Source organism: Actinomadura sp. CNU-125 (assembly GCF_001942465.1).
GTDB lineage: Bacteria > Actinomycetota > Actinomycetes > Streptosporangiales > Streptosporangiaceae > Spirillospora.
In genome coordinates, this window is sequence record NZ_MKJY01000603.1 from 1 (window position 1) to 22,255 (window position 22,255).

General features: G+C 73.7%; 19 protein-coding genes and 2 pseudogenes. 9 read left to right on the top strand and 12 right to left on the bottom strand.

Annotation, left to right across the window (positions count from 1 at the left end; genetic code table 11):
- The 3 genes from BJF79_RS49860 to hpnC form a co-directional block, all read right to left on the bottom strand.
- A partial coding sequence (locus BJF79_RS49860) for an FAD-dependent oxidoreductase (protein ID WP_262403730.1) occupies positions 1–381 on the bottom strand: 381 nt, incomplete at its 3' end.
- Positions 378–1,295, bottom strand: a complete 918-nt coding sequence (hpnD, locus tag BJF79_RS49865) for a presqualene diphosphate synthase HpnD (RefSeq protein ID WP_075907544.1) — start codon at positions 1,293–1,295, stop codon at positions 378–380. The genes hpnD and BJF79_RS49860, both read right to left, overlap by 4 nt.
- Positions 1,292–2,155, bottom strand: a complete 864-nt coding sequence (hpnC, locus tag BJF79_RS49870; RefSeq protein WP_262403731.1) for a squalene synthase HpnC — start codon at positions 2,153–2,155, stop codon at positions 1,292–1,294. The genes hpnD and hpnC overlap by 4 nt, the downstream gene beginning before the upstream one ends.
- Positions 2,156–2,284: 129 nt before the next feature.
- Between hpnC and BJF79_RS65135 the strand changes: the two are divergent.
- Positions 2,285–2,683: pseudogene (locus BJF79_RS65135) on the top strand (DUF2804 family protein); the annotation flags it as partial.
- Between the two features lie 103 nt (positions 2,684–2,786).
- Positions 2,787–3,269, top strand: coding sequence for a DUF2804 domain-containing protein (locus BJF79_RS65140; RefSeq protein ID WP_262403732.1), 483 nt, complete (start codon positions 2,787–2,789; stop codon positions 3,267–3,269).
- Between the two features lie 66 nt (positions 3,270–3,335).
- Here the strand turns inward: BJF79_RS65140 and BJF79_RS49880 are convergent, their stop codons facing one another.
- Genes BJF79_RS49880 through BJF79_RS49905 form a run of 6 tightly spaced genes read right to left on the bottom strand, consistent with a single transcriptional unit; the run spans position 3,336 to position 10,060 of the window.
- A complete protein-coding gene (locus tag BJF79_RS49880) occupies positions 3,336–5,123 on the bottom strand; it encodes a glycoside hydrolase family 2 protein (protein WP_262403749.1) in 1,788 nt (595 codons plus the stop codon).
- Positions 5,124–5,128: 5 nt separating this feature from the next.
- Positions 5,129–6,430 carry an MFS transporter gene (locus BJF79_RS49885; protein ID WP_075907546.1) on the bottom strand — a complete coding sequence of 434 codons (1,302 nt, stop codon included), beginning with the start codon at positions 6,428–6,430 and terminating at the stop codon, positions 5,129–5,131.
- A 34-nt stretch (positions 6,431–6,464) separates the two neighbouring features.
- A complete protein-coding gene (locus tag BJF79_RS49890) occupies positions 6,465–7,364 on the bottom strand; it encodes an aminoglycoside phosphotransferase family protein (RefSeq protein WP_158079546.1) in 900 nt (299 codons plus the stop codon).
- A gap of 19 nt (positions 7,365–7,383) precedes the next feature.
- Positions 7,384–9,168 (bottom strand): hypothetical protein, encoded by a 1,785-nt coding sequence (locus BJF79_RS49895; RefSeq protein ID WP_075907548.1) that lies wholly within the window; start codon positions 9,166–9,168, stop codon positions 7,384–7,386.
- The gene (locus tag BJF79_RS49900; protein WP_075907549.1) at positions 9,072–9,620 is read right to left on the bottom strand and encodes a hypothetical protein; all 549 of its coding nucleotides are present in this window, start codon (positions 9,618–9,620) and stop codon (positions 9,072–9,074) included. The genes BJF79_RS49895 and BJF79_RS49900 overlap by 97 nt, the downstream gene beginning before the upstream one ends.
- Complete coding sequence (locus tag BJF79_RS49905) at positions 9,617–10,060, bottom strand: hypothetical protein (RefSeq protein ID WP_075907550.1); 444 nt, start codon at positions 10,058–10,060, stop codon at positions 9,617–9,619. Before BJF79_RS49905 ends, BJF79_RS49900 begins: the two co-directional genes overlap by 4 nt.
- 184 nt (positions 10,061–10,244) lie before the next feature.
- On the opposite strand from BJF79_RS49905, the gene BJF79_RS49910 reads away from it, so the two are divergent.
- The gene (locus tag BJF79_RS49910; RefSeq protein ID WP_075907551.1) at positions 10,245–10,847 is read left to right on the top strand and encodes a TetR/AcrR family transcriptional regulator; all 603 of its coding nucleotides are present in this window, start codon (positions 10,245–10,247) and stop codon (positions 10,845–10,847) included.
- Here BJF79_RS49910 and BJF79_RS49915 read toward each other — a convergent pair.
- The gene (locus tag BJF79_RS49915; protein WP_075907552.1) at positions 10,834–11,994 is read right to left on the bottom strand and encodes a glycosyltransferase; all 1,161 of its coding nucleotides are present in this window, start codon (positions 11,992–11,994) and stop codon (positions 10,834–10,836) included. The two genes, BJF79_RS49910 and BJF79_RS49915, sit on opposite strands and share 14 nt — an antisense overlap.
- 67 nt (positions 11,995–12,061) lie before the next feature.
- A complete protein-coding gene (locus tag BJF79_RS49920) occupies positions 12,062–12,460 on the bottom strand; it encodes a cupin domain-containing protein (RefSeq protein ID WP_075907553.1) in 399 nt (132 codons plus the stop codon).
- Between the two features lie 52 nt (positions 12,461–12,512).
- Between BJF79_RS49920 and BJF79_RS66310 the strand changes: the two are divergent.
- Positions 12,513–13,503 (top strand): annotated as a pseudogene (locus BJF79_RS66310) (GlxA family transcriptional regulator).
- On the opposite strand, the gene BJF79_RS49930 reads toward BJF79_RS66310, so the two are convergent.
- Positions 13,479–14,252, bottom strand: coding sequence for a TetR/AcrR family transcriptional regulator (locus BJF79_RS49930; RefSeq protein ID WP_075907554.1), 774 nt, complete (start codon positions 14,250–14,252; stop codon positions 13,479–13,481). The pseudogene BJF79_RS66310 and the gene BJF79_RS49930 sit on opposite strands and share 25 nt — an antisense overlap.
- A gap of 143 nt (positions 14,253–14,395) precedes the next feature.
- On the opposite strand from BJF79_RS49930, the gene BJF79_RS49935 reads away from it, so the two are divergent.
- The 5 genes from BJF79_RS49935 (at position 14,396) to BJF79_RS49955 (ending at position 21,493) form a co-directional block, all read left to right on the top strand.
- On the top strand, positions 14,396–15,385 hold the full coding sequence (locus BJF79_RS49935; RefSeq protein ID WP_075907555.1) for an ATP-binding cassette domain-containing protein: 990 nt from the start codon (positions 14,396–14,398) through the stop codon (positions 15,383–15,385).
- Positions 15,382–16,209, top strand: a complete 828-nt coding sequence (locus tag BJF79_RS49940) for an ABC transporter permease (protein ID WP_075907556.1) — start codon at positions 15,382–15,384, stop codon at positions 16,207–16,209. The genes BJF79_RS49935 and BJF79_RS49940 overlap by 4 nt, the downstream gene beginning before the upstream one ends.
- A 162-nt stretch (positions 16,210–16,371) precedes the next feature.
- On the top strand, positions 16,372–17,853 hold the full coding sequence (locus tag BJF79_RS49945; protein ID WP_075907557.1) for a sialidase family protein: 1,482 nt from the start codon (positions 16,372–16,374) through the stop codon (positions 17,851–17,853).
- Positions 17,854–18,243: 390 nt separating this feature from the next.
- The gene (locus BJF79_RS49950; RefSeq protein ID WP_262403735.1) at positions 18,244–19,191 is read left to right on the top strand and encodes an NDMA-dependent alcohol dehydrogenase; all 948 of its coding nucleotides are present in this window, start codon (positions 18,244–18,246) and stop codon (positions 19,189–19,191) included.
- 184 nt (positions 19,192–19,375) lie between these two features.
- Positions 19,376–21,493 (top strand): GH92 family glycosyl hydrolase, encoded by a 2,118-nt coding sequence (locus BJF79_RS49955; protein WP_262403736.1) that lies wholly within the window; start codon positions 19,376–19,378, stop codon positions 21,491–21,493.
- Positions 21,494–22,255 lie beyond the last annotated feature (762 nt).

Sequence of the window (22,255 nt, forward strand, 5' to 3'; positions counted from 1 at the left end):
CGCAGCGCCCGCAGCCGCCTCGCCGCGCGTCAGGTGCGGGTACCGGGCGAGCGCGGGCAGCAGGTGCAGCGGGCCGGGCAGCCGCGACCGCGTCAGCCGCGCCGCGTCCGCGCCGGGCCGCAGCACCGTCACGTCGAACCGGTCCTGGACGTCCACGAGGTGGTCGGCGCCGAGCCGCTGCAGCAGCCCCTGGTAGGCGGTGCAGCAGCGCAGGAACACGTGCTGCCCGTTGTCGACGCTCAGCTCGCCGCGCTCGAACGAGTGCGTGGCGCCGCCGAGCCACGGCCGCGCCTCCAGCAGCGTCACCGGGACGCCCGATTCTCGCAGGGCTATCGCGGCGCTGATCCCGGCCAGCCCGCCGCCGACGATGACCACGCTCACCGCTCCACCCCCGTCAGCGCGCGCGCCGCCACGACCGCCTTCTGCCAGGTCGGCAGGGACGCGCGGGTGTTCAGCGCGGCCGCCGGACGGGCCGCGATGCTCTCCAGCAGCCGCCGGTAGATCCCGGCCATCGCGGCGGTGCAGGCGGCGCTGCGGCGGTCCAGCAGCGGCAGCAGCCGCAGCCCCTCCGCGTACCAGGTCCGCGCGCGTTCCGCCTGGAACGCAACGAGCTGGTTCAGCCGCCACGGCGGATCGACGAACATGCCCGAGTCGTCCAGGTCGAGTGTGCAGTCGAACCGCTTGAGGTCCTCGGTCGGGACGTAGATGCGGCCCGCGAGCCGGTCCTCGCGCAGGTCCCGCAGAATGTTGGTGAGCTGCAGCGCGATGCCGAGCGAGTCGGCGAGCGCCTCCGCCCGCAGCCGCCCCTGCGACCCGAAGATCTCCAGGCTCAGCCGCCCGACCGTCCCCGCGACCTGGCGGCAGTACCGCAGCAGGTCGTCGAACGTCTCGTAGTCGGCGCCGCGCACGTCGCTCTCGCAGCCGTCGATCAGCTCGTCGAACGCCTCCAGCGGGATCGGGTAGCGGGCCGCCGCGTCCGCGAGCGCCGTCAGCACCGGCTGCCCCTCCAGCACCGCCGCGTCCGCCCGGCCCTCCAGCACGTCCCGCACCGACGCGAGCCGGCCCCGCGACCGGTCCAGCAGGTCGAGCCGCACGCACGCCGGCTCCGGCCCGTCCCCGATGTCGTCGACCCCCCGCGCGAACGCGTAGACGGCGCTCATCGCCCGCCGCTTCGGGACGGGCATCAGCCGGATCCCGTAGCCGAAGTTGCGGGCTTCCGCACGCACCACCCGCTCGCAGTGCCGATACGCCTCCACCACACGCTCGGACCGCTCGCACGCCTCCGAGACCGTCATCGCTCACCCCTCTCCAGTGCGCGTGCCCAACCGGCCAGCAGCGCCGCACGGCCCGGACGCAGCGTGTGCGCCAGCACGTCGTAACGGCCCCGCTCCAGCCCGGCGAGCGCCGCGCGCCCCCCGGCCGCGTACCCCGCCACGGCGATCCGCGCCCACCCCGGCAGGCCCGCCATCAGCGGCGGCGTCCCCCGGTCCAGCAGGTCGCGGGCCCGCGCCGCCTCCAGCGCGACGACGCCGCGCAGCCGCGTCGGCGTCCTCGTCCGCCCCAGGTCGTCGTCCGGGCAGCCGAACCGCCGCAGGTCCTCGGCGGGCAGATACACCCGTCCCCGCCGGAAGTCCTCCCCGACGTCCTGGCAGTGCTCGATCACCTGCAGCGCCGTGCAGACCCGGTCGGACGCCTCCTCCAGCCCCCGATCCGCCGCGCCGAACACGTGCAGGACGATCCGTCCCACCGGGTCCGCCGAAAGCCTGCAGTAGCCGACCAGCTCGTCCCACGTCTCGTACCGGTGGACGGTCTGGTCCTGCCGGTTCGCCTGGACGAGCCGCCGGAACGGCTCCTGCGGCACCGACCGCGCGTGGACGGTCCGCGCCAGCCTGCGCAGCTGCGGCAGCTCCGGCGTCACGCCCGCGTACACGCGGTCGAGGTCGTCGTCCACCAGTTCCAGCAGCTTGCCCCGCTGCGCCTCCGGCGCCTCGTCGCCGATGTCGTCGACGAGCCGGGCGAACCCGTACACCGCCAGCAGATCGGCCCGGTGCCGCCGGGGCAGCAGCCGCGCCGCCACCGGGAAGTTCTCCCGCGCCGCGAGCCGCGCCAGCGAAAGATCGTGCTCCGCGACGTCCCAGGGCGAATCAGTGATCACCACAATGACATGAGCGCGTGCGGCACCCGAAAAACTCTGATCAAGGTATGGAGTTGTTGAATCGACCGTTCACGGGGCCTTCGCCGGACCGCTCGCGCGGTTCCGCGGGGCCGCCGATAACCTCGGGGGATGCGTGAGCGAGAGATCGTCGAGCCGGTCGAGCTGTGCCTGCCCGACGGCACCCTGAACCCCGCGGCCGTCGGCTGGACGCGCCGTCCCCTGCACCGCGCGAACCTGCGCGGATGGGGCCGCGCCAAGCGGTGGGAGTACTGGGGGATCGTCACGCCGCGGCACATCGTCGGGCTCGTCGCGTCCTCGCTCGACTACGCGGGCGTGCACGGCGTGTACGTCCTCGACCGCGAGACCGGCGAGGAGCTGGCCCGCGACGCGGTCGTCCCGTTCGCGTTCGGCGCGCGGTTCCCCGACCGCAGCGGCGAGGGCACCGCGCAGACGAGCGGCGGCGGCGTCGCGGTCGGCACCCGCGCGGAACCGGACGGCACCCGCCTGCGGGCGGTCGCGCCCGCGATCGGCGTCGACCTCGACCTCAAGGTGCCGGTCCCGGACGGGCACGAATCGCTCGGCGTCGTCTCTCCCGTGGTCCGCGAAACGCTTCCAGTACACGGTGAAGGACGTGGGCCGTCCGGTCCACGGGACGCTGCGGCTCCCGTCCGGCGCCGTCGAGGTGAGCGCCGCCGACTCGTTCGCCGTCCTCGACCATGGGCGCGGCAAGTGGCCCTACCGGATGACGTGGAACTGGGCCGCGGCCGCCGCGCCCGGCCTCGCCCTGCAGCTCGGCGGCCAGTGGACCGACGGCACCGGCATGACGGAGAACGCCCTGTTCGTCAACGGCCGCCTGCACAAGATCGGCGACGAGCTCGACTGGAGCTACGACCCCGCCGACTGGCTCCGCCCCTGGACGATCACGGGCGAGCGCGTGCGCGCCGAGTTCCACCCGTTCCACGAGAAGATCTCGAAGACCGAGCTAGGCGTCGTCGGCAGCGAGACCCACCAGTGCTTCGGCACGTTCACCGGACGGGCCCGCACCGACGACGGCGCCTGGATCGACCTCGGCGGCCTCACCGGCTGGGCCGAGGAGGCCCGCCAGCGCTGGTGACGTTGACCTGCGGCGTGTTGCCCTTAAGAGCGGCCGAATAAGGGCAACACGCCGCAGGTCAACGGACTAACCGAAGTTGAGGCGGCGGTTCACGCCGCGCACGAGCCGCTCCGGGAGCTTGCACACCTTCCGGTCGTAGGTGAGCAGGCCGTTCAGCTCGTCTTCGACGTCCGACAGCTGCGTGTACACGGTCGCGCTCAGCCCGAGCGGGATCGCCGGGACGATCTGCAGCGCGTGCAGCCGCGCGAACGCCCCGCCGAACCGGGCCGCGTCGTGGTACCGGCGGTAGCCGAAGTCCTCGTCGTTCCAGGCGTGCCCGTCCAGCCGCAGGTTGTAGCCGCCGTACTCGGACAGGACCAGCACCCGCCCGTCCCGCCGGCGCGGCACCCGGAAGCGGCGGAAGTACACGTGCAGGCTCCGCAGGTCGCCCGCTCCCTGGTCGTGCCAGCCGCTCGCGTGGTCGACCGTCCGCGTCGGGTCGAGTTCGGCGACCTCGCGGGCGACGTCCGCCGCGTCGAACTGCCCCCACCCCTCGTTGAACGGCACCCACACCGCGATGCTGACGACGCTGCGCAGATGCTCGACGGTCTCCCGCATCTCGCGCCGGAACCGTTCGCGCGCCGCCGCGTCCGCCCGCCCGAACCGGCGGTGGCCGCGCTCGCCGGAGTCGTCCAGCCGGACCGGCAGGAACGCGGGCGCCGAGACGACCTCCGGACGGTACGGGCCGCCGCCGCTCACGAAGTCCTGCCACACGAGGATCCCGAGCCGGTCGCAGTGGTGGTACCAGCGCAGCGGCTCCACCTTGATGTGCTTGCGCAGCATCGTGAACCCGAGGCGCTTCATCGTCGCGATGTCGTGCACCAGCGCCGCGTCCGACGGCGCCGTGTACATCCCGTCGGGCCAGTAGCCCTGGTCGAGGACGCCCGCGTGGAAGTACGGGCGCCCGTTGAGGAGAAGGCGCGGTATCCCGTTCTCGTCTGGGCCGACCCCGAACGAGCGCATGCCGAAGTAGCTCGTCACGGTGTCGTCACCCAGTTCGACGGTGACGTCGTAGAGGAACGGGTCTTCGGGCGTCCACGCGTGGACGTCGTCCAGGGGGATGCGTACCGGCGTCCCTGCGGCCGCTTGGGCCCGCGCCACGGTTCGTCCGTCCGCCTCCACCGTCACCCTGGCGTCGCCGCCCGCGGCGTGCACGGTGACCTCGACGCACGAGTCGTCCAGGTGCGGGACGAACGTCAGCCGCTCGACGAACAGGTTCGGCACCCGCTCCGCCCACACCGTCTGCCAGATGCCCGACTGGGCGGTGTACCAGATGCCGCCGCGTTCCAGCTTCTGCTTGCCCCACCCGAGGTCGCCGGTGTCGGACGGGTCGCGCACCTCGACGACGAGCGTGTTCGGCCCGCCGTCGCGCAGCAGGCCGGTGACGTCGAACGCGAACGGCAGGTAGCCGCCGTCGTGCGTCCCGGCCTCGGCGCCGTTCACCGTCACCCGGCACCACTGGTCGACGGCGCCGAAGTGCAGCAGCACCCGGCCGTCCCGCCCGTCCGAGGCGTCCGACCGGTCCGACCGGTCCGACCCGTCCGGGTCGTTCGGCAGGTCGGGGGCGTCGAACTCCCGCCGGTACCAGAGCGTCTCGCCGGGGAGCAGCCGCCGGTTCACGCCCGACAGCGGCGACTCCGGCGAGAACGGCACGATGATCTCGCCGTCGTACGCCTCCGGCCCGTCGGGCTCGGCCGGCGCGAACGCGTACCGCCAGCGTCCGTTCAGGTTCAGGTGCCCGCCCCGGACCAGCTGCGGCCGCGGATACTCCGGCAGCACCTCGTCGGGGTCGAGTTCCTCGCCCCATGGCGTCATCAGCGTCACCGCACGGCCTCCATCGTTCGCGCGCCCCGCCGCAGCGCCAGCACCGGCGGGACGATCAGCACCAGCACCGCGGCCGCCGCCAGGAAGATCCCCGGCGTCGGGACGTGCTTCGTCACGCCCAGCTCCACGTACCGCTCGTCCGCCCCCTTGATCACCGCCGCGCCGAGGAACGGCCCGACGATCATCGGGATCAGGATGGCGAACACCATCCGCAACCCTTGCACGTGCCCGGCCCGCCCGGGCGGCGTGCAGTCGCGCACCAGCGCGCCCAGCGGCGCCAGCACCAGCATGAACCCCGACATCATGACCAGCCCGGTGCCCGTCACCGCCGCCATGCCCGTCGCGAGCGGCATCAGCAGCAGGCCCGCCGCGTAGACGAGCACCGCCGGGATCAGGAACCGCGCCTTGCCGACCCGGTCGATCAGCCGCCCGCACGCCACGCTCACCGCCGACGCGCCCGTCAGCACCACGCCCAGCACCAGGGCGTACCCCTCGATGCGCAGGTACTTCTCCAGGTAGATGATCAGGTACGGCAGGAAGATCTGAGTCGACACGCCCCACACGCACCACGCGGACAGCGCCAGGTACAGCCGCGGGTTCTCGCGCACCGCGCGCGGCCGCAGCCCGTGCACGAGCGCCGCCAGGTACGCCCCGTCCTGCCGCCGCGCCGGACGGTCCCGGACGAACGCCCACGCCGCGGCCCCGGCCGCCGCCGTCAGCAGCCCGATGACGACGAAGAACAGCGACCACCGCCCGTCCCGCGTCATCCAGTCGAGGCCGCCGAACACCAGCAGCATCGACATCAGCGGCATGATCGCCAGCACCGACTCGACGCGGCCGCGGTTCTCCGCCCGCGTCACGTCCGTCACCCACGCCTGGAACGCGGCGTCGTTCGCGCCCGAGCCGAGGAACGACATCACGCAGTCGAGCAGGATCACCACGACGACGGTGGCGACCACCGCGTCCGCGAACGGCGCCACCGCCGCGACCGCGTCCACGCTGACCAGCCCGAACGCCGCCGTCGACAGCCCCCACGCCAGGTAACCGGCGACGATGAACGCGCGGCGGCGGCCCAGCCGGTCCGACAGCGCACCGATCGTCAGCGTCGCGAGCGTGGCCGCCGCCGCGCTCGCCGCGACCATTCCCGCGATCACGTCCGGATCGCCGCTGACCGTCTCGTACACGAACACGTTCAGGTACATGTTCTCGACGGTCCAGGCGACCTGCCCGACGAGGCCGAGCACCGCCAGCATCGTCCAGACCCGCCCGCCGAGCCGAACGTCGTTCTCCCGCGTCACGGGCGGAACAGTACAGCGTTCGCTTACCGGATGTTCAGGACAGTCCCGGCAGCAGCAGGCGTGCGACGTCCAGCGCCCGGCCGCCCGGCTCCCCGCCCTGCGCCTCCCACACCTCCGACAGGACGCACGACGCGAACCCCCACGCGACGGCCCGGTCCACCGGCATCCCGAGCCCGTCCGCGAGCCGCTCGATCCGCGCGGGCACGAGGTCGCGCAGCCGCTCGTCCCGCACACCGGGATCCGGGTTGTAGAGCACGGGCCCGATCTCGTAGCCGCGGTCGCCCACGACGCCGTGCGGGTCGATCGCCAGCCACGGCTCCCGGCCGCCCCGCAGGACGTTGTCGTGGTGCAGGTCCCCGTGCAGGACGAACCGTTCGGCCGAGTCCGCGCACAGTTCGCCGAACAGCCGCGCGGCCCGTTCGACGAGGTGCCGCGGCAGCGGACCGTCCCCCGGGAACCGGTCCAGATGCTCGGCGAACGCCGCCCCCTCCGCCTCGACCGCCGGGAGCCCGCAGTCCGGCGGCGCGGGCCGGTGCAGGCGCCCCATGACCTCGACCAGCGCGCCCGTGGCATCGCCGTCGCGGTCCGGCACGAGGCCGCGCAGCATCGTTCCCGGTTCCGCCCGCTCCAGCAGCAGCGCGCCGCGCTCGGCGTCGCAGGCGAGCAGCCGCACCGCGCCGCGTCCGTCGAAGACGTCGAGCGCGGCGGCCTCGTGCGCGAGATGCCCCGGTTCGGTCGGCCCGAGCTTCAGCACCGCCGCCGTCCCGTCCTCCCGCCGGACGGCCGCGACCCAGTGGAAGCTCAGGTCGAACGTCTCCCCGACGTCCAGGCTCCAGTCGCGTGCGACCTCCTTCACCAGCCGGGGCAGGTCGTCCAGCCACCGCCGTCCGACAGCGCCCCACGTGTTCGCGGCGTTGCGCGCGAGTTCGTCCACGATCTCCACCCTGCCAGTACTACGAGCGGAGGTACTCGCGGATGTCGAAGAAGCCGTCGTGCGTGATGCGGGGCGCCTGCCAGCGGAACCCGACGGTGCAGCCGGCGTCGTCCACGCGCTTGAGAAGGACCGTGACGTCCCCGGCGCCGGCCGGGAAGTCTTCGCGGGGCAGGGTTTCCTTACGGGGGGAGGAGCCGCGGGCGCGGAGCACGATGTGCGACACCGTCCGTCCTCCCGCGATCGCGGTGAACTCGACGACGGTTCCGGGGCAGGCGCGCTCCAGGGCGACGTTCGTCGCCAGCCCGCTGACCGGGAACCGGTCGTCCGGGTCCTCCTGCGCGAACACCGTCCTGCGCGCGGCCCCCGGCGGCAGCGTCCAGTGCGGGACGGACGTCGTGATCGACGTTCCCGGCGCCGCCAGGTTCTCCTCGGCGGGGCGGTCCCCGGACCGGTAGACGAGCGCCCCGCGCGTGAGCGGCGCGGTCAGCAGCATGGCCGCGATCAGCACGCCGAGCACCTGCACCCCGACCCTCACCAAGGTGACGGAACGGAGCGAGGACCGGGCCCGGCCGGGCGGGTCCTCGGGCCACGGGCTCGCGTCGCCGGTCAGCCGGTCGTGGACGAGCGCGTGCCGGAACTGGTAGACCGCCCCCACCTGCCGCAGCGCGCCCCGCTCGTGGGCGTCCCGCAGGAACGCGACCAGCCGGAAGGGCAGCCGTCCGATCAGCGCGAACCACGACCGGGCCAGCAGGAACGACCCCCAGGGGGTGCTGCCCAGCGCGCCGACGGCGAACATCGACCCGAGCAGCAGCGCGTACCCGATCGTCTTGCCCGTGGTCGCGTCCAGGCCCAGGCCGAACAGCGTGCCGATGAGCAGCCCCGACGCCACCGCCACCAGCAGCGCCCACACCGCCGAGCCGCCGCGCAGCCGCCGCAGCAGCGCCATCGGGTCCGTCAGGTCCGAATCGTGGACGTGCCTCGGAGCGGCGCCCGGAATGTGCGACATGACCGCCGCCAGGGCGAACAGGGCCGCCGCGGCGAGGCCGCGGCCCGCACCGAAGAACGAGCCGAACACCAGGCCGCCCGTCAGCGCGAACGGCAGCGTCAGCAGCAGCGCCGACGGGAGCGTCCAGATCTGCCCCCACGAGAGGTTCCGGGTGCCGTGCCGCCGCATCCGCCGCGCGAGATGGGCGAGCCACCGCTCGGCCTGCTCCGCCCGGTACGCGGGCCGCTGCGCGGGGGCGTAGAGGGCCGGCAGGAAGCGGTCGATCAGGTGTCCCTCGATCGCCTCCCGGGACGGGAACCGCTCCGCGTCCAGCAGCTCGGCCGGGTCGGTCGCCGGGGCCCGGTAGCCGATGCGGAGCAGCTCCACCATCAGCGGGGTGGCCAGCGCGGTCGCGAGCGGCCCGTCCGGATCGCCGGCCAGCCGCCCGAGCAGCGGGTCCCACCGGGTGTCGCCGTCGAGGGCGGCGGCCCGCAGGTAACGGGCGGCGTCCACGGCGTCGACGGCGCCGATCTCCACGACCGGCGCGCGGCTCAGCGGGTGCCCGCTCTCCCGGACGGCATCCTCGTACTCGTCGCCGCGGCAGGTGAGGACGACCGGACGGCCGTCCCGCGCCCAGCCGTCGACGGCCGCGACGGCCGTGGCCCGTGCGCCCGGGGCGAGTTCGTCCAGCCCGTCCAGGACGGGCATCACCTTCTCGGCCTTCAGCAGGTCCCCGGCGGCCGCCGCGTCGAGGAACCGGTGGTCCTCCGCGAGCCGCCGCGCCATCCAGTCGTGCAGCGAGACGTGCGCGGAGACCACGTCGACAGCGACAGCAGCACGGGGACCGGCTCGTCCGGATCGTCCGGATCGTCCGGATCCACCAGGTCGAGGAGCAGCCGGATCGCCAGCACCGTCTTGCCCGAGCCCGGCGCGCCCAGCACGACCAGGTGCCGCACCGGCAGCTCGCGGAACCGCGCGGCCAGTTCCGAGACGTCGCCGCGCAGGTCGTCGCGGGCCGCCCCCGCCGTCTGGACGGGACGGCCCGTGCTCGCCCAGGCCAGCCGCAGCCGTTCGGGCGCGCGCGGGGTGAGGATCTTGGCCTCGGCCGTCCACCGGTGCCGCACCGCCGCGGCGAGCGCCCGCACCGCCGCGTCCGTCCGGGCCTGCGGCGCCACGCCCACGTTGACGTCGCCGCCCACGGAACCGACCAGCACCGCGTCCCCGAGGACGGTCGATCCGTCGATGGACTGGCGCGCCCCGCGCTTCCTCACTCGGAGTGCGTTTCCACGTCGCCGTCGACGGACTTCGCCTGGAAGACGTCCCCGTCGACGGTCGACCCGCGCACCGAGAGCCCGCCCGCCGCCGTGCCGTCCGCCGGCTCCGGGACGTCCCGCGGCGCGCGGCCGTCGGCCGGGCGCGAACCGCCCAGCCGGACGCTCCCGCCGACCCGGTCGACCTGGGCGACCGACCCGCCGACGGCCGAACCGTGCACCGTGACGCCGTCCGCGTTCGTCCCGTCCGGGTTCGTCCCGCCGCCGCGGAGCGCACCCGTCACGGTCAGCCCGAGACCGGCGAGCGCGGCCAGCGCCGCGAGGACGCTGCCCAGTTTGTCGGCGTCGTCGAGGCCAAGCGCGAAAAAGAGCCCCCCGACCCCCAGCACGATCACGCCCGTCACCACGAGAACGGCCCGCGACCCGACGACTCGACGCATCCGAGGTCCCCAATCTGCAAGGCCCTCAAGATACAACCCCGTGCCGCGGTGAACGATCGAGACCGTAATGGCCGAAAACCCCGCAACGTGACGCCGAAAAGGAACACCGGTAAAGCCGCGATCGGCCGCCCGCGAGACCCGCACCGCCGGAATTACCGCTCCTCGGGTGCGGCAGAATGGAGAGGTGCCGAGGACGGTGGACAAGCAGGCCCGCCGCCGCGACGTCGCGGACGCCCTGTTCCGCATCGCCGCGCGGGAAGGGCTGGACGGCGTCAGCATGCGGACGGTCGCGACCGAGGCGGGTTTCTCGCTCGGCGCGGTGCAGCGCTACTTCCAGACCAAGGACGAGATGCTGCGGTTCGCGTTCGAGCAGGCGGCGGACGCCGCGCGGGCGCGGCTCGCCGCGATCCGGGCCGCGCCCGAGGGCGGGGCGTTCCCCGACGAACTGCGCCGCGCGATGCTCGGATATCTCCCGGCCGACGAGAGCCGGCTCGCCGAGGCCCGCATCTGGGCGGCGTTCCACGCCGAGGCGGCCGTCCGGCCCGCGTTCGCCGACGCCCTCAACGAACTCGACGCCGAGGCCCGCGCGAACCTGCGGGCCGCGATCGCCGCCGCGCAGGAGACCGACGAGCTGCCGTCCGGCCGCCGCCCCGACGAACTGGCCGAGCTGATCCTCGTCCTGCTCGACGGCCTGTGGTGGAGCGCGGTCCGCCGCCCGCCCGGCACCCCGCTGACCGCCCAGCGCGGCGTCATCGACACGGCGATCGCGATGCTCACCGCGTCCTGACGGCGACGCGCCCCTTCCAGACGCCGCCGCGCCCGCCGTGGTGCCTGCGCGCCGAGTCGACCGTCATTGCCGTGTACGCCAGCGCGATCAGCGGCAGGGCCGGGGCGCGCAGCGGCGACAGCCGGTAGTGGCGCAGCATCGGCGCGAACGTGCCCGCCATGATCGTCCAGGCGGCCAGTCCGGGGACGGCCGCCGCGGGATCGCCCGCGACGGCCCCGGCCACCGCCGCGGCGGGCGGCACCGCGAACAGCAGCACCAGCCCGAGCACCGTGCCCGCCAGCAGCACGGGGGAGTAGCGGAGCTGGTCGTAGGCGCTGCGCGCGACCATGGCCCACAGGTCGCCCGGACGCGGATACGGGCGGCGGCTGACGACGTCGCGGTCCAGGTCCAGGCGGCACCGGCCGCCCGCCCGCTTGATCAGCCGCCCCAGCGCCACGTCGTCGATCAGCGCGCCCCGGATCGCCGCGAGCCCGCCCGCCCGGGCCAGCACGCCGCGGCGCCCCAGCATGCAGCCGCCCGCCGCGGCCGCCGTGCGCGCCCCCGGACGGCCCACGCGCCGGAACGGGTACAGCAGCGCGAAGAAATACACGAACGCCGGGACGAGCGCCCGCTCCCACACCGTGCCGGTGCCGAGCGTCGCCATCCGCGACACCAGGTCGAGCTCGCCGCCCGCGGTCCGCACGAGCCGCGCGACGGTCCCCGGCGCGTACGCGATGTCGGCGTCGGTGAACAGGACGAACTCCGGTCCGCCCGCCGCGCGGACGCCCTCCCGCATCGCCCACACCTTGCCCGCCCAGCCGTCCGGACGCTCCGCCGCCCGCACCACGCGCAGCCGCACCGCCCGCGGCCGCACCGCCGTGCCGTCCGCGAGCCGCCGCGCCGTGTCCGCCGTCCCGTCGGTGCTCCCGTCGTCGACCAGCACGACCTCGAACCGTCCCGGATACTCCTGCGCGAGCAGGCTCGGCAGCGTCTCCGGCAGCACCGCCGCCTCGTCGCGCGCGGGCACGACCGCCACCACATCCGGCCACACGCGCGGTTCCGCGCCCGCCGGGGGCGCGCCCCCGGTCCGCCAGAACCCGCCGTGACCCGCGGCGAGATACACCCACCCCGCGAGCGCCGCCGACGCGAGAACGTCCAGGACCACCACCTTCGCAGCCTCGCACGCCGAACCCGCCCGACCAAGAACCCCGAGCGCGGCCGACACGCTCGGGGGGTCAGGCCGGGGGGAGGGGACGGCCGGTGGTCGCGTCCACGTGGGCGGGCAGGTCGTCGTGGCGGTCGCCGACGCTGAGGGTGCCGGACGGCTCGAACATCAGGATCGAGGCCCCGCCGGGCGCGGACGGGCGGTGCTCGATCCCGCGCGGGACGACGAACACCGCGCCCTCCGGCAGGACGACCGTCCGTTCGGTCCCCGCCTCGCGCAGGGCGATCGAGAGTTCGCCGTCGAGGACGAGGAAGAACTCGTCGGTGTCGTCGTGGGCGTGCCAGACGTGGTCGCCGTGCACCTTCGCGATGCGGACGTCGTGGTCGTTCACCCGCGCGACGACGCGGGGGCTCCACAGGTCGTCGAAGGTGCGCAGGGCGGCGTGCAGGTCGATCGGGCGTTCGGTCATGCGACCACCCTGCCGTCCGGACGGGCTCGCGCGTGAGTGCTAGAAATGGCGTATGCCGCAAGGATCCTCGCATCGCGTGGCGATGATCGTCGACGCCGGGTCGAACCCGTTCGAGCTGGGCGTGGTCACCGAACTGTTCGGCCTGCGCCGGCCGGAGCTGGACCGGCCGTGGTACGACTTCACGCTCTGCGCCCCCGGCGGACGGGCGGTGATGCACGAGCGCTTCTTCGTGATGTCCGGCATCCCGGACCTGGACGCGTCGAACGCGCGGACACCGTGATCGTCCCCAACCGGCCGGACCCCGAGGCCGATCCCGCACCGGCGGTGCTGGCGGCCGTCCGCGGCGCCGCCGCCCGCGGCGCGCGCCTCGTCGGCCTGCGCACCTCGCGTTCGCGCTCGCCGCCGCCGGCGTCCTGGACGGCCGCCGCGCCACCACCCACTGGCGCTGGGCCGGGCCGTTCCGCGAACGGTTCCCGGACGTGCGCCTCGAACCGGACGTCCTGTTCGTCGACGACGGCGACGTGCTGACGTCCGCGGGCAGCGCCGCCGCCCTCGACCTGTGCCTGCACCTGGTCCGCCGCGATCACGGCGCCGGGATCGCGAACGCGGTGAGCCGCCGGCTGGTGTTCGCCGGGCACCGCGACGGCGGCCAGCGGCAGTTCGTCGAACGGGCCTTGCCCGACGTCCCGGACGCCTCGCTCGCGCCCGTCCTGGCCTGGGCGCGCGAACGCCTCGACGGCCCGCTGACGGTCGCCGACCTGGCGGCCCGCGCGGGCACCAGCCCGGCGACCCTGCACCGCCGGTTCCGGGCCGAGCTCGGCACCACCCCGCTCGCCTGGCTCACCGCCGAACGGGTCGCCTTCGCCTGCCGCCTCATCGAACGCGGCGGGGCCGGCCTGGACGCGGTCGCGCGGGCGAGCGGCCTCGGCACGCCCGCGAACCTGCGCGCCCTGATGCGGCGCCACACCGGACTCGCCCCGTCCGCGTACCGGGCGAGGTTCGCGCGGCCCGGCCCGGGTCAGCCCGCGCGGTCGCCGAGGTAGGACGCGAAGCCGTCGTGCAGGCGGCCCAGGCCGAACTCGAAGAGCTGCTCGTAGGACCAGTCGAAGGTGTTCTCGTCGAGCGCCGCCATGGTCGGGAACCGGCCGCTGAGCACCGCCTTCTCCAGGGTGGGCGCCTGCGCGGCCCAGAAGTCCTCGCCGCTGAGGCCGGTCCGTTCCACGGCGCGCCGCTCGTTGAGGTGGCTGCGCGCCGTGCCCTCCACGTAGTCGCTCTGCACGCCGACCATCATCATCAGCGACCGGCCGCCGACGCCGAGGGGCCGGAGCCTGCCGAGGACGCGGTCGAGGCCGCGCAGCGAGTTGGGCCCGAGGATCGTGCGGCTCTGGTCGACGAACGGGTACCAGGGGTGGTCCATGCACATCCGCCATTTGCGGTGGGCTTCGGCCTCCAGCACCGCCCGCCAGCCCCGCTCGTCCTCCTCGTTCTCTTCGTCTTCGGGTTCGTACTCGCCGATGACGTGATCGATCATGAGGTCCAGCAGCTCGCCCTTGCCGGGGACGTAGCGGTAGAGCGACATCGTGCCGACGCCGAGGCGCTTCGCGATGGCTCGCATGGTGAGCGCCTCGATCCCTTCCGTGCGCGCGAGTTCGTCGGCGGTCGCCACGGCCGCGGTGACGATCGCGTCGAGGGTGAGGGCGGGCGGACGTCCGCGGGCGGGCCGGGCGAGGTCGCCCCACAGCAGCTTGAGGCTCCGCTGGGGGTCGCGCCGGTCGCCGTGCTCGGTCGTCATCGCCTGTCCTGCTCTCCCGTGTGCCGGTGGTGCGGAATCCGACGCTATACCTGCCGGTCGCACGGCGATCGCGTTGCGTCCCGGACGAGTTTGCGTATGCTGTACGTTAATGAGCGTACGTCATACGCAAAGTAGGAGGCGACATGCCGGAGCACGCGATCCGCTGCGAGGGGATCCGCAAGCGCTACGGGGACCATCACGCGCTCGGCGGCTTCGACCTCACGGTCCCGGCGGGCACCGTCTACGGGCTGCTGGGCCCGAACGGCGCGGGCAAGACCACGGCCGTGCGCGTCCTGACCACGCTCGTCCGGCCGGACGGCGGACGGGCGGAGGTCGCGGGCGTCGACGTCGCCGCGCGCCCCCGGCAGGTGCGCCGCCGGATCGGGCTGGCGGGCCAGCACGCCGCGCTCGACGAGGTGCTGACCGGACGGCAGAACCTGCGCATGTTCGGACGCCTGTTCCACCTGGGGCGCAGACGGGCGGCGGAACGGGCCGACGAGCTGCTGGAACGCTTCGACCTGGTCGAGGCCGCCGACAAGGGGATCAAGGAGTACAGCGGCGGGATGCGCCGCCGCCTCGACCTCGCCGCCGCGATGATCCTCGCGCCGGACGTCCTGTTCCTCGACGAGCCGACCACCGGGCTCGACCCGCGCGGCCGCAACGAGGTCTGGAACTCCGTGCGGTCGCTGGTCGAACAGGGCACGACCGTCCTGCTGACCACGCAGTACCTCGATGAGGCCGACCGGCTCGCCGGGCGCATCGCCGTCCTCGACCGCGGCCGCGTCATCGCCGACGACACACCGGACGAGCTGAAGCGGCTGGCGGGCGCCGACCGGATCGAGGTCGTCGTGCGCGACCCCGCGACCCTGCCCGCCACGGCGGCCGTCATCGCCCGCGTCACGTCCACCGAGCCGCGCACCGACGCGGCGGCGGCGCGGGTGCACGCGCCGGTCACCGACGGGGTGGCCGCGCTGACCGAGATCGCCCGCACCCTGCGGGACGACGGCGTCGCCGTGGCCGACATCGGGCTGCGGCGCCCGACGCTGGACGAGGTGTTCCTGCGGCTCACCGGCCACCGGGCCGACGACGACACGGCCGGCGAGGCCGCCGAGAAGGAAGGGGCGGGGGCATGAGCGTTCCGAACCGGACGGCCGAGGAGACCCTCGGCGACCGGCTCTACTGGGCCTTCGCGGACTGCTGGACGATCGTCCTGCGGGGCCTGACCCACTACGTGCGGCAGCCGAGCAACATCGCCTGGCAGCTCGGCTTCCCGATCGTGTCCGTGCTGCTGTTCGGGTACGTGTTCGGCAGCGCGATGTCGGTCCCCGGCGGCGGCGACTACCGCGAGTTCCTCATGCCCGGCATGTTCGGGATGACGATGGCGATGGGGTTCATGAACACCGCGTACGCCGTCGTCTACGAGAGCGCGCGCGGCGTCACCGACCGGTTCCGGTCGATGCCGATGGCGCCGTCCGCCGTCGTCACCGGGCGGGGCGTCGGCGACCTGATCGGCGCGGGCCTCGACCTGCTCGTCCTGCTCCTGACGGCGCTGGCGATCGGCTGGCGCGCCGACGGCGGCCTGTTCGCGACGCTCGGCGCCTTCGGCCTGTTCCTGCTGCTGCGCTTCGGGCTGATCTGGGTCGGCGTCCTGCTGGGGCTGCTGACACCGAACGAGGAGGCCGCCGGGAGCCTGTTCGCGGTCGCGTTCCCGTTCGCGATGATCTCCAGCGCGTTCGTCGCGCCGTCCCTGATGCCGGACTGGCTGGGCACGATCGCGCTGTGGAACCCGGTCTCCTCGACGGTGACCGCGTCCCGCGAGCTGTTCGGCAACCCGGCCGCGATCGGCGACACCTGGATCGAGCAGAACGCGCTGCTGATGGCGATCGTCTGGCCGATCGTCATCACGGCGGTCTTCCTGCCGCTGGCCGTCCGCCGTTACCGGAACCTGAGCCGCTAAGGCTTACTCGGCCGGACGCTTCGCACGGCCCTCGGGGCGTCCGGCGTACCGCGGCGGGCCCCGGCTGCGCCGCCCGGGGTACGGACGGTTGCGCCGAGCGTGGGACGACCGTCGCGGTGCCGGGTCCGCACGATGACTCCAACCCACCGGAAGGAGTCGACCATGCGACCCTCACCGCTCGTCCTCACCGCCCTCCTCGTCCCGGCGCTGGCCCTGTCCGGCGACGCCGCGGCCGCGGCCGCCGTCCCCGGCGCCGGTCACGGCCACGGCCACGGCCCGGAGCGGCTGTCCGGCCCGAGCCCGTTCGCGGGCTGCGAGCCGGGCGCGATCGACGGCAAGATGGCCGCCGGGGCCATCGAACCGGCACTGGCCGCCGACCCGGCCGACCCCCGCCGCCTGGCCGCCGTGTGGCCCCAGGACCACAACCGCGGCGCGGTCATCGCGCTCACCCGCGACGGCGGCCGGAGCTGGCGGCGGTCCGTCGTGCCCGGCCTCACCCGCTGCTCCGGCGGGCGCTTCGACCATGTGGACGACCCCACGGTGACGTTCACCGGCGACGGCGCGCTGGTCGTGACGGGCGGGGTGTTCATGGACGACTACTCGGAGTCCGCGGCGCTGTCCGTCCGGTCCGGCGACGGCGGCCGGACGTGGGCGGCCCCGGTGGTCGTCGCGCAGGAGTCCGACTTCGACCAGGGCGGCGGCGTCTACGGCAGCGGCGCCGTCGCCGACCCCCGCGACCCGGACGTCCTGTACCTGGCGGGCGCGCGCTTCCCGGCGGAGGCCCGCACCCGCAACGAGGGGTGGGTCGCCCGCAGCGCCGACGGCGGACGGACCTGGTCGAAGCCCCGCGTGTCCGTGGCGTCCGCCGAGGGGAGCATGGTGACGGGGCATCGGCCGGTCGTCCTGGACGACGGCACGCTGCTGGACTTCCACACGCACGTCCGGTTCGGCGGCGGGCCGGGGCTGAGCGACTACTCCGTGCAGGTCGTGCGGTCCACCGACGGCGGCGCGACCTGGTCGGAGCCGCGGCGGGTCGGCGACATGGAGACGACGGTCGTGATCCGCGACCCCGAATCGGGCGAGGACGTCTCGCACACCACCAGCATCCTGTCCGACGTCGCCGTCGACCGCCGCACCGGACGCCTGTACGCCGCCTGGCAGGACGCGCGGTTCGGCGGCGGCGCGTCCGACGGCGTCGCCCTCGTCTCCTCCGCCGACGGCGGCCGGACCTGGTCGGAGCCGGTCAAGGTGAACCGGACGCCCGAGACCGTGCCGGTGCCGAACCGGCAGACGTTCACCGTCTCGCTCGCGGTGGGGCACCGGGGGACCGTCGCGGTGTCGTACTCCGACTTCCGCCACAACGACGCGGCGGCCCCGCTGCGCACCGATCGCTGGCTGGCGACGTGCCGTCCCGCCCGGACGGTCCCGTGCACGGACGCGTCGGCGACGTGGCGGGAGACGCGGCTGACCGGGGAGTCCTTCGACATGCGCGAGGCGCCGCGCATCCCCGACGAGGCGAGCCCGCGCGGGTACTTCCTCGGCGAGCGGATGGGCCTGGTCGCGGCGGGCCGCACGTTCGCCGTCGCGTGGGCCGTGCCGGACGCGCCGGGCCGCGCCGCCGCGTTCGTCCGGACGGTGCGGTAGCCGCCGAGGGCCGCCGGAGGCGAAGTGACCACCGGGTCATATGGGGCGGCGAGAATAATCCAATTCTAGTCTATTGCCGAACGACATTCTATGCAAAATTCGCTAAAGTCATAAGCGTCTAGTTACCGGGGGCGCCGTGGCCTCGCGCCCGGCGCGTCCGGTTGAAGGGCCCGGATCGGAGGAGGCGCCAGTGCAGACGCGAGCGGCAATCCTGAGGGAACCCCGCACCGACTGGAGTGTGGAGGACATCGAACTCGATGATCCGAAGGCCGGAGAGGTCAAGGTCAAGCTGACGGCCGCGGGGCTGTGCCACTCCGACGAGCATCTGCGCACCGGCGACATGGTGCTCGACCCGGAGATCGCGGACCTGATGGGCTGGAGCCAGTTCCCGTGCGTCGGCGGGCACGAGGCGCCGGCGAGGTCGTCGAGGTCGGCGCGGGCGTCACGTCGCTGCAGGAGGGCGACCACGTCGTCCTGTCGTTCATCCCGTCCTGCGGGCGCTGCCCGTCGTGCGCGATGGGACGCCAGCACCTGTGCGACTACGGTTCGATCCTGCTCGGCGGCCGGCAGATCAGCGACAACACGTCCCGGCACCACTCCGCCAAGGGCGAGGACCTCGGGACCATGTGCCTGACCGGCACGTTCGCCCCGTTCACGGTGGTGAACGAGGCGTCCTGCGTCAAGATCGACGACTGGATCCCGCTCGACAAGGCGGCGCTGCTCGGCTGCGGCGTCACCACCGGCTGGGGTTCGGCCGTGAACGCGGCGAACGTCCAGGCGGGCGAGACGGTCGTCGTGATCGGCCTCGGCGGCATCGGGATGAACGCCGTGCAGGGCGCCGCGCTGGCGGGCGCCCGGCACCTCATCGCCGTCGACCCGATCGAGTGGAAGCGCGAGGCGGCGGTCTCGACCTTCGGCGCCACGCACGCGGCGGCGTCGGTGGAGGAGGCCCAGGCCCTGCTCGCGGAGATGACCTGGGGCGCCAACGCCGAGAAGGTCATCCTCACGACGGGCGTCGCCACCGGCGAGCTGATCCAGCCGATGATGGGGATGGTCTCCAAGGGCGGCCGCGGTGTCGTCACGGCGGTCGCGCCGATCGCCCAGGAGGACGTCAAGCTCAGCCTGTTCGACCTGTCGATGCAGCGCAAGGAGCTGGTCGGCTGCATCTTCGGCAACGCCAACCCGCGCCGCGACATCACCCGCCTGCTGCGCCTCTACGAGGACGGCAAGCTCAAGCTCGACGAGCTGATGACCCGCACCTACACCCTGGACGAGATCAACCAGGGCTACCAGGACATGCTCGACGGCAAGAACCTGCGCGGCGTGATCAAGTACTGATCCGGCCGCGCGCCGGATGGGCGCCCGGCGATCCCCCGGCCACCGGCTTCCGGCGGCCGGGGGATCGTTCGTCTCGGCCCCGCGTTCCCGTCACCTGTTGTTGATCTTCGCGACGGCCGGCCGTCCGGCGCCCATCGCCCGCGGGCGCCAGGCTGGCGCGGTCGTCCACGGGAAGGGAACGATCATGCGCTTGTGGAGAAGTGCGCGCGGCCGCCGCCGAGCCGCGCTCGCGGGCGGGGCGCTGGCGGGGGCGGTGTCGCTGACGCTCCTGGCCGCACCGCCTCCGGCCGCCGCCGCCGAACTGCCGCCGTTCGAGGCGGTCGACCAGTTCATCGGCACCGAGATGGACACCGCCCAGAACAAGAGCAACGACGCCTACGGGAACACGTTCCCGGGCGCGGCGGTGCCGTTCGGGATGGTCCAGTCGAGCCCGACCACCTACAAACCGGGGCCCGCGCTGGTCGGCGAGAAGGGCGGGTACGAGTACACCGCCGACCTCATCCGCGGCTTCGGCATGACGCGCTACTCGGGCTCCGGCTGCACGGGACGGTACGGCGGCTACGAGTTCCCGACGATCCCCTACGCGGGCGAACTCGTGAACGGGGTCCTCCCGTCGAACCCGTCCGACGACATCAAGAAGTACTACCTGAAGTTCGACCACGCGAACGAGAAGGCCGAACCCGGCTACTACCGGGTCGCGCTCGACAACGGGGTGACCGCCGAGCTCACGGCGAGCAGCCGGACGGCCGTGAGCACGTTCGACTTCGCGCGCGGCGGCGGCTCGACGCTGATCCTGGACGTGTCGGGGCCGAACAACCGCACCTACGGCAGCGAGGTGACGATCGACCCGGCGACCCGCACCGTGAGCGGGTGGATGCACGGGGCCGACCTCTGCGACAACGGCAACCGCTACCGCGCGTACTTCTCCACGACCTACGACCGGCCCTTCGAGTCGTACGGAGTGTGGAAGGACGGCGCGATGACCGCCGGGGCGACGCACGTCCGCAAGGCCACCGACGACACGGGCGCCGACTACCGGCACGACAACGGCGCGTGGGTCACGTTCGCCGACGGCGCGAAGGTGACGGCCAGAACCGGCCTCAGCTACGTCGGCGTGGAGAACGCCGCCGCGAACCGCGACGCCGAGGTCGGCACGGGGAGCTTCGGCAAGGTGCGCAACGAGGCGGCGCGCCGGTGGAAGGACGCGCTCGGCACGATCGACGTGCGGGGCGGCTCCGCCGAGGCGCGCACCAAGTTCTACACGGCCCTGTACCACTCGCTGCTGCACCCGAACGTCCGGGACGACGTGAACGGCGAGTACCTCGGCTACGACGGCGAGGTGCACACCGTTCCGAAGGGCCGGCACTTCTACGTGAACTTCGCCGGATCCGGATGGGACATGTATCGGAGCCAGGCGCAGCTCATCGCGCTCACGCACCCGGGCGTCGCGAGCGACATCAACCGGTCGATCGTCCTGCTCGCCGAGCAGACCGGCGGCTGGGCGCCCGGCGCCGCCCGGATGCAGGGCGACAACCTCCAGGTGATCGTCGCGACCCTCGACGACATGGGCGCGACCGACTACGACCGCGCGGCCGCACTGGAGTCGATGACGTCCACGCAGGTGCTCCCGGCGACGAAGACCGACCGCACGGACGGCTACCAGTACTTCGCGACGGGCCTGATCGAGAACCGCAAGGGCGACTTCGCGACGTCCCGCGTGCTGGAGTACGCCATCGACGACTTCGCCATCGCGCAGTTGGCCGGGCGCCTCGGCGACGAGAAGTCCCACGCGGCCTTCATGGCGCGCGCGCAGAACTGGATGAACGTCTTCGACCCCGAGACCCGGCACATCCGCCCGAGGGAACGGACCGGGTTCGACCGGGCCTTCGACCTGCGCGTCCGCGAGGACGGCGCCGGGCGCGGCCAGTTCAACCAGTCGACCGGGTACCAGTACGGCTGGCTCGTCCCGCACAACCTCGCGACCCTCATCGGCAAGCGCGGCGGCATCGAGGCGTCGACGCGCGCGCTCGACGTCCTCATGCAAGACCTCGACGCGGGCGCGTACACGAAGACCGGCAACTACCTGTCGAACCAGCCCGCGTTCGGCACGCCGTGGGTCTACAACTGGCTGCGCGCCCCCACGAGACGACCGACGTGCTGTACCGCGCGGTCACGGAGATGTACGACACGACGCCGTCCGGCCTGCCGGGCAACGACGACCAGGGCTCCCTCAGCGCGTGGTACGTGTTCGCGAACCTCGGGATCTACCCGGCGATCTACGGGACGGGCGACCTCGTCGTGAGCGCGCCGATGTTCGAGCGGATCGTCATCGACCCGGTCGGCGGCGAACGCATCCGGATCAAGGCGCGCGGCGTCGAGGACGGTGCGCGCTACACGACCGGGCTGCGCGTCGACGGGCGCCCGCGGAACGCGTCGTGGATCGACGCCGAGGTCGTCCGGTCGGGCGGCGACCTGATCTTCGAGATGTCGCACCGGCCGGGGGAGTGGGGGACGGGCGCGGACGACGTGCCGCCCTCGTACACCGCCGGGGCCGACGCGCGCAACAACGCGGGCACCACGCCCGAGGGGCGCGGCGACCTCGGCTCGCTCGACCTGAGCGACTGGTCGCTGTCCCGCGAGGCCCTCGCCGACGCGGGAGCCCGCCCGGGCGCCCGCATCCCCCTCGACGGCACGGGCATCACGTTCACCTGGCCCGACGCGGGCCCGGGCGAGCCGGACAACTGGATCCCGCACGGGCAGCGGATCGACCTGCCGGACGAGCCGTCCGCGAGCATCTCGTTCCTCGGCCTGGCGACGAACGGTCCCGCGGCCGGGAGCGCGACCGTCCGGTACACCGACGGCTCGACCCGGCGGGTCGAGGTCGAGTTCGCCGACTGGGCGGCGTCCGCGTCCGCGGGCGACACCGAGCTGATCACCGTACGGGGCCGCAACAAGGCCGACGGCTCGGCCGACGACGGCACGTTCCGCGTGTTCGCCACCCGCCCCGCGCCCCTCGACCCCGGCAAGGTCGTCGACGAGGTCGTCCTGCCCGAGGGCACCGACC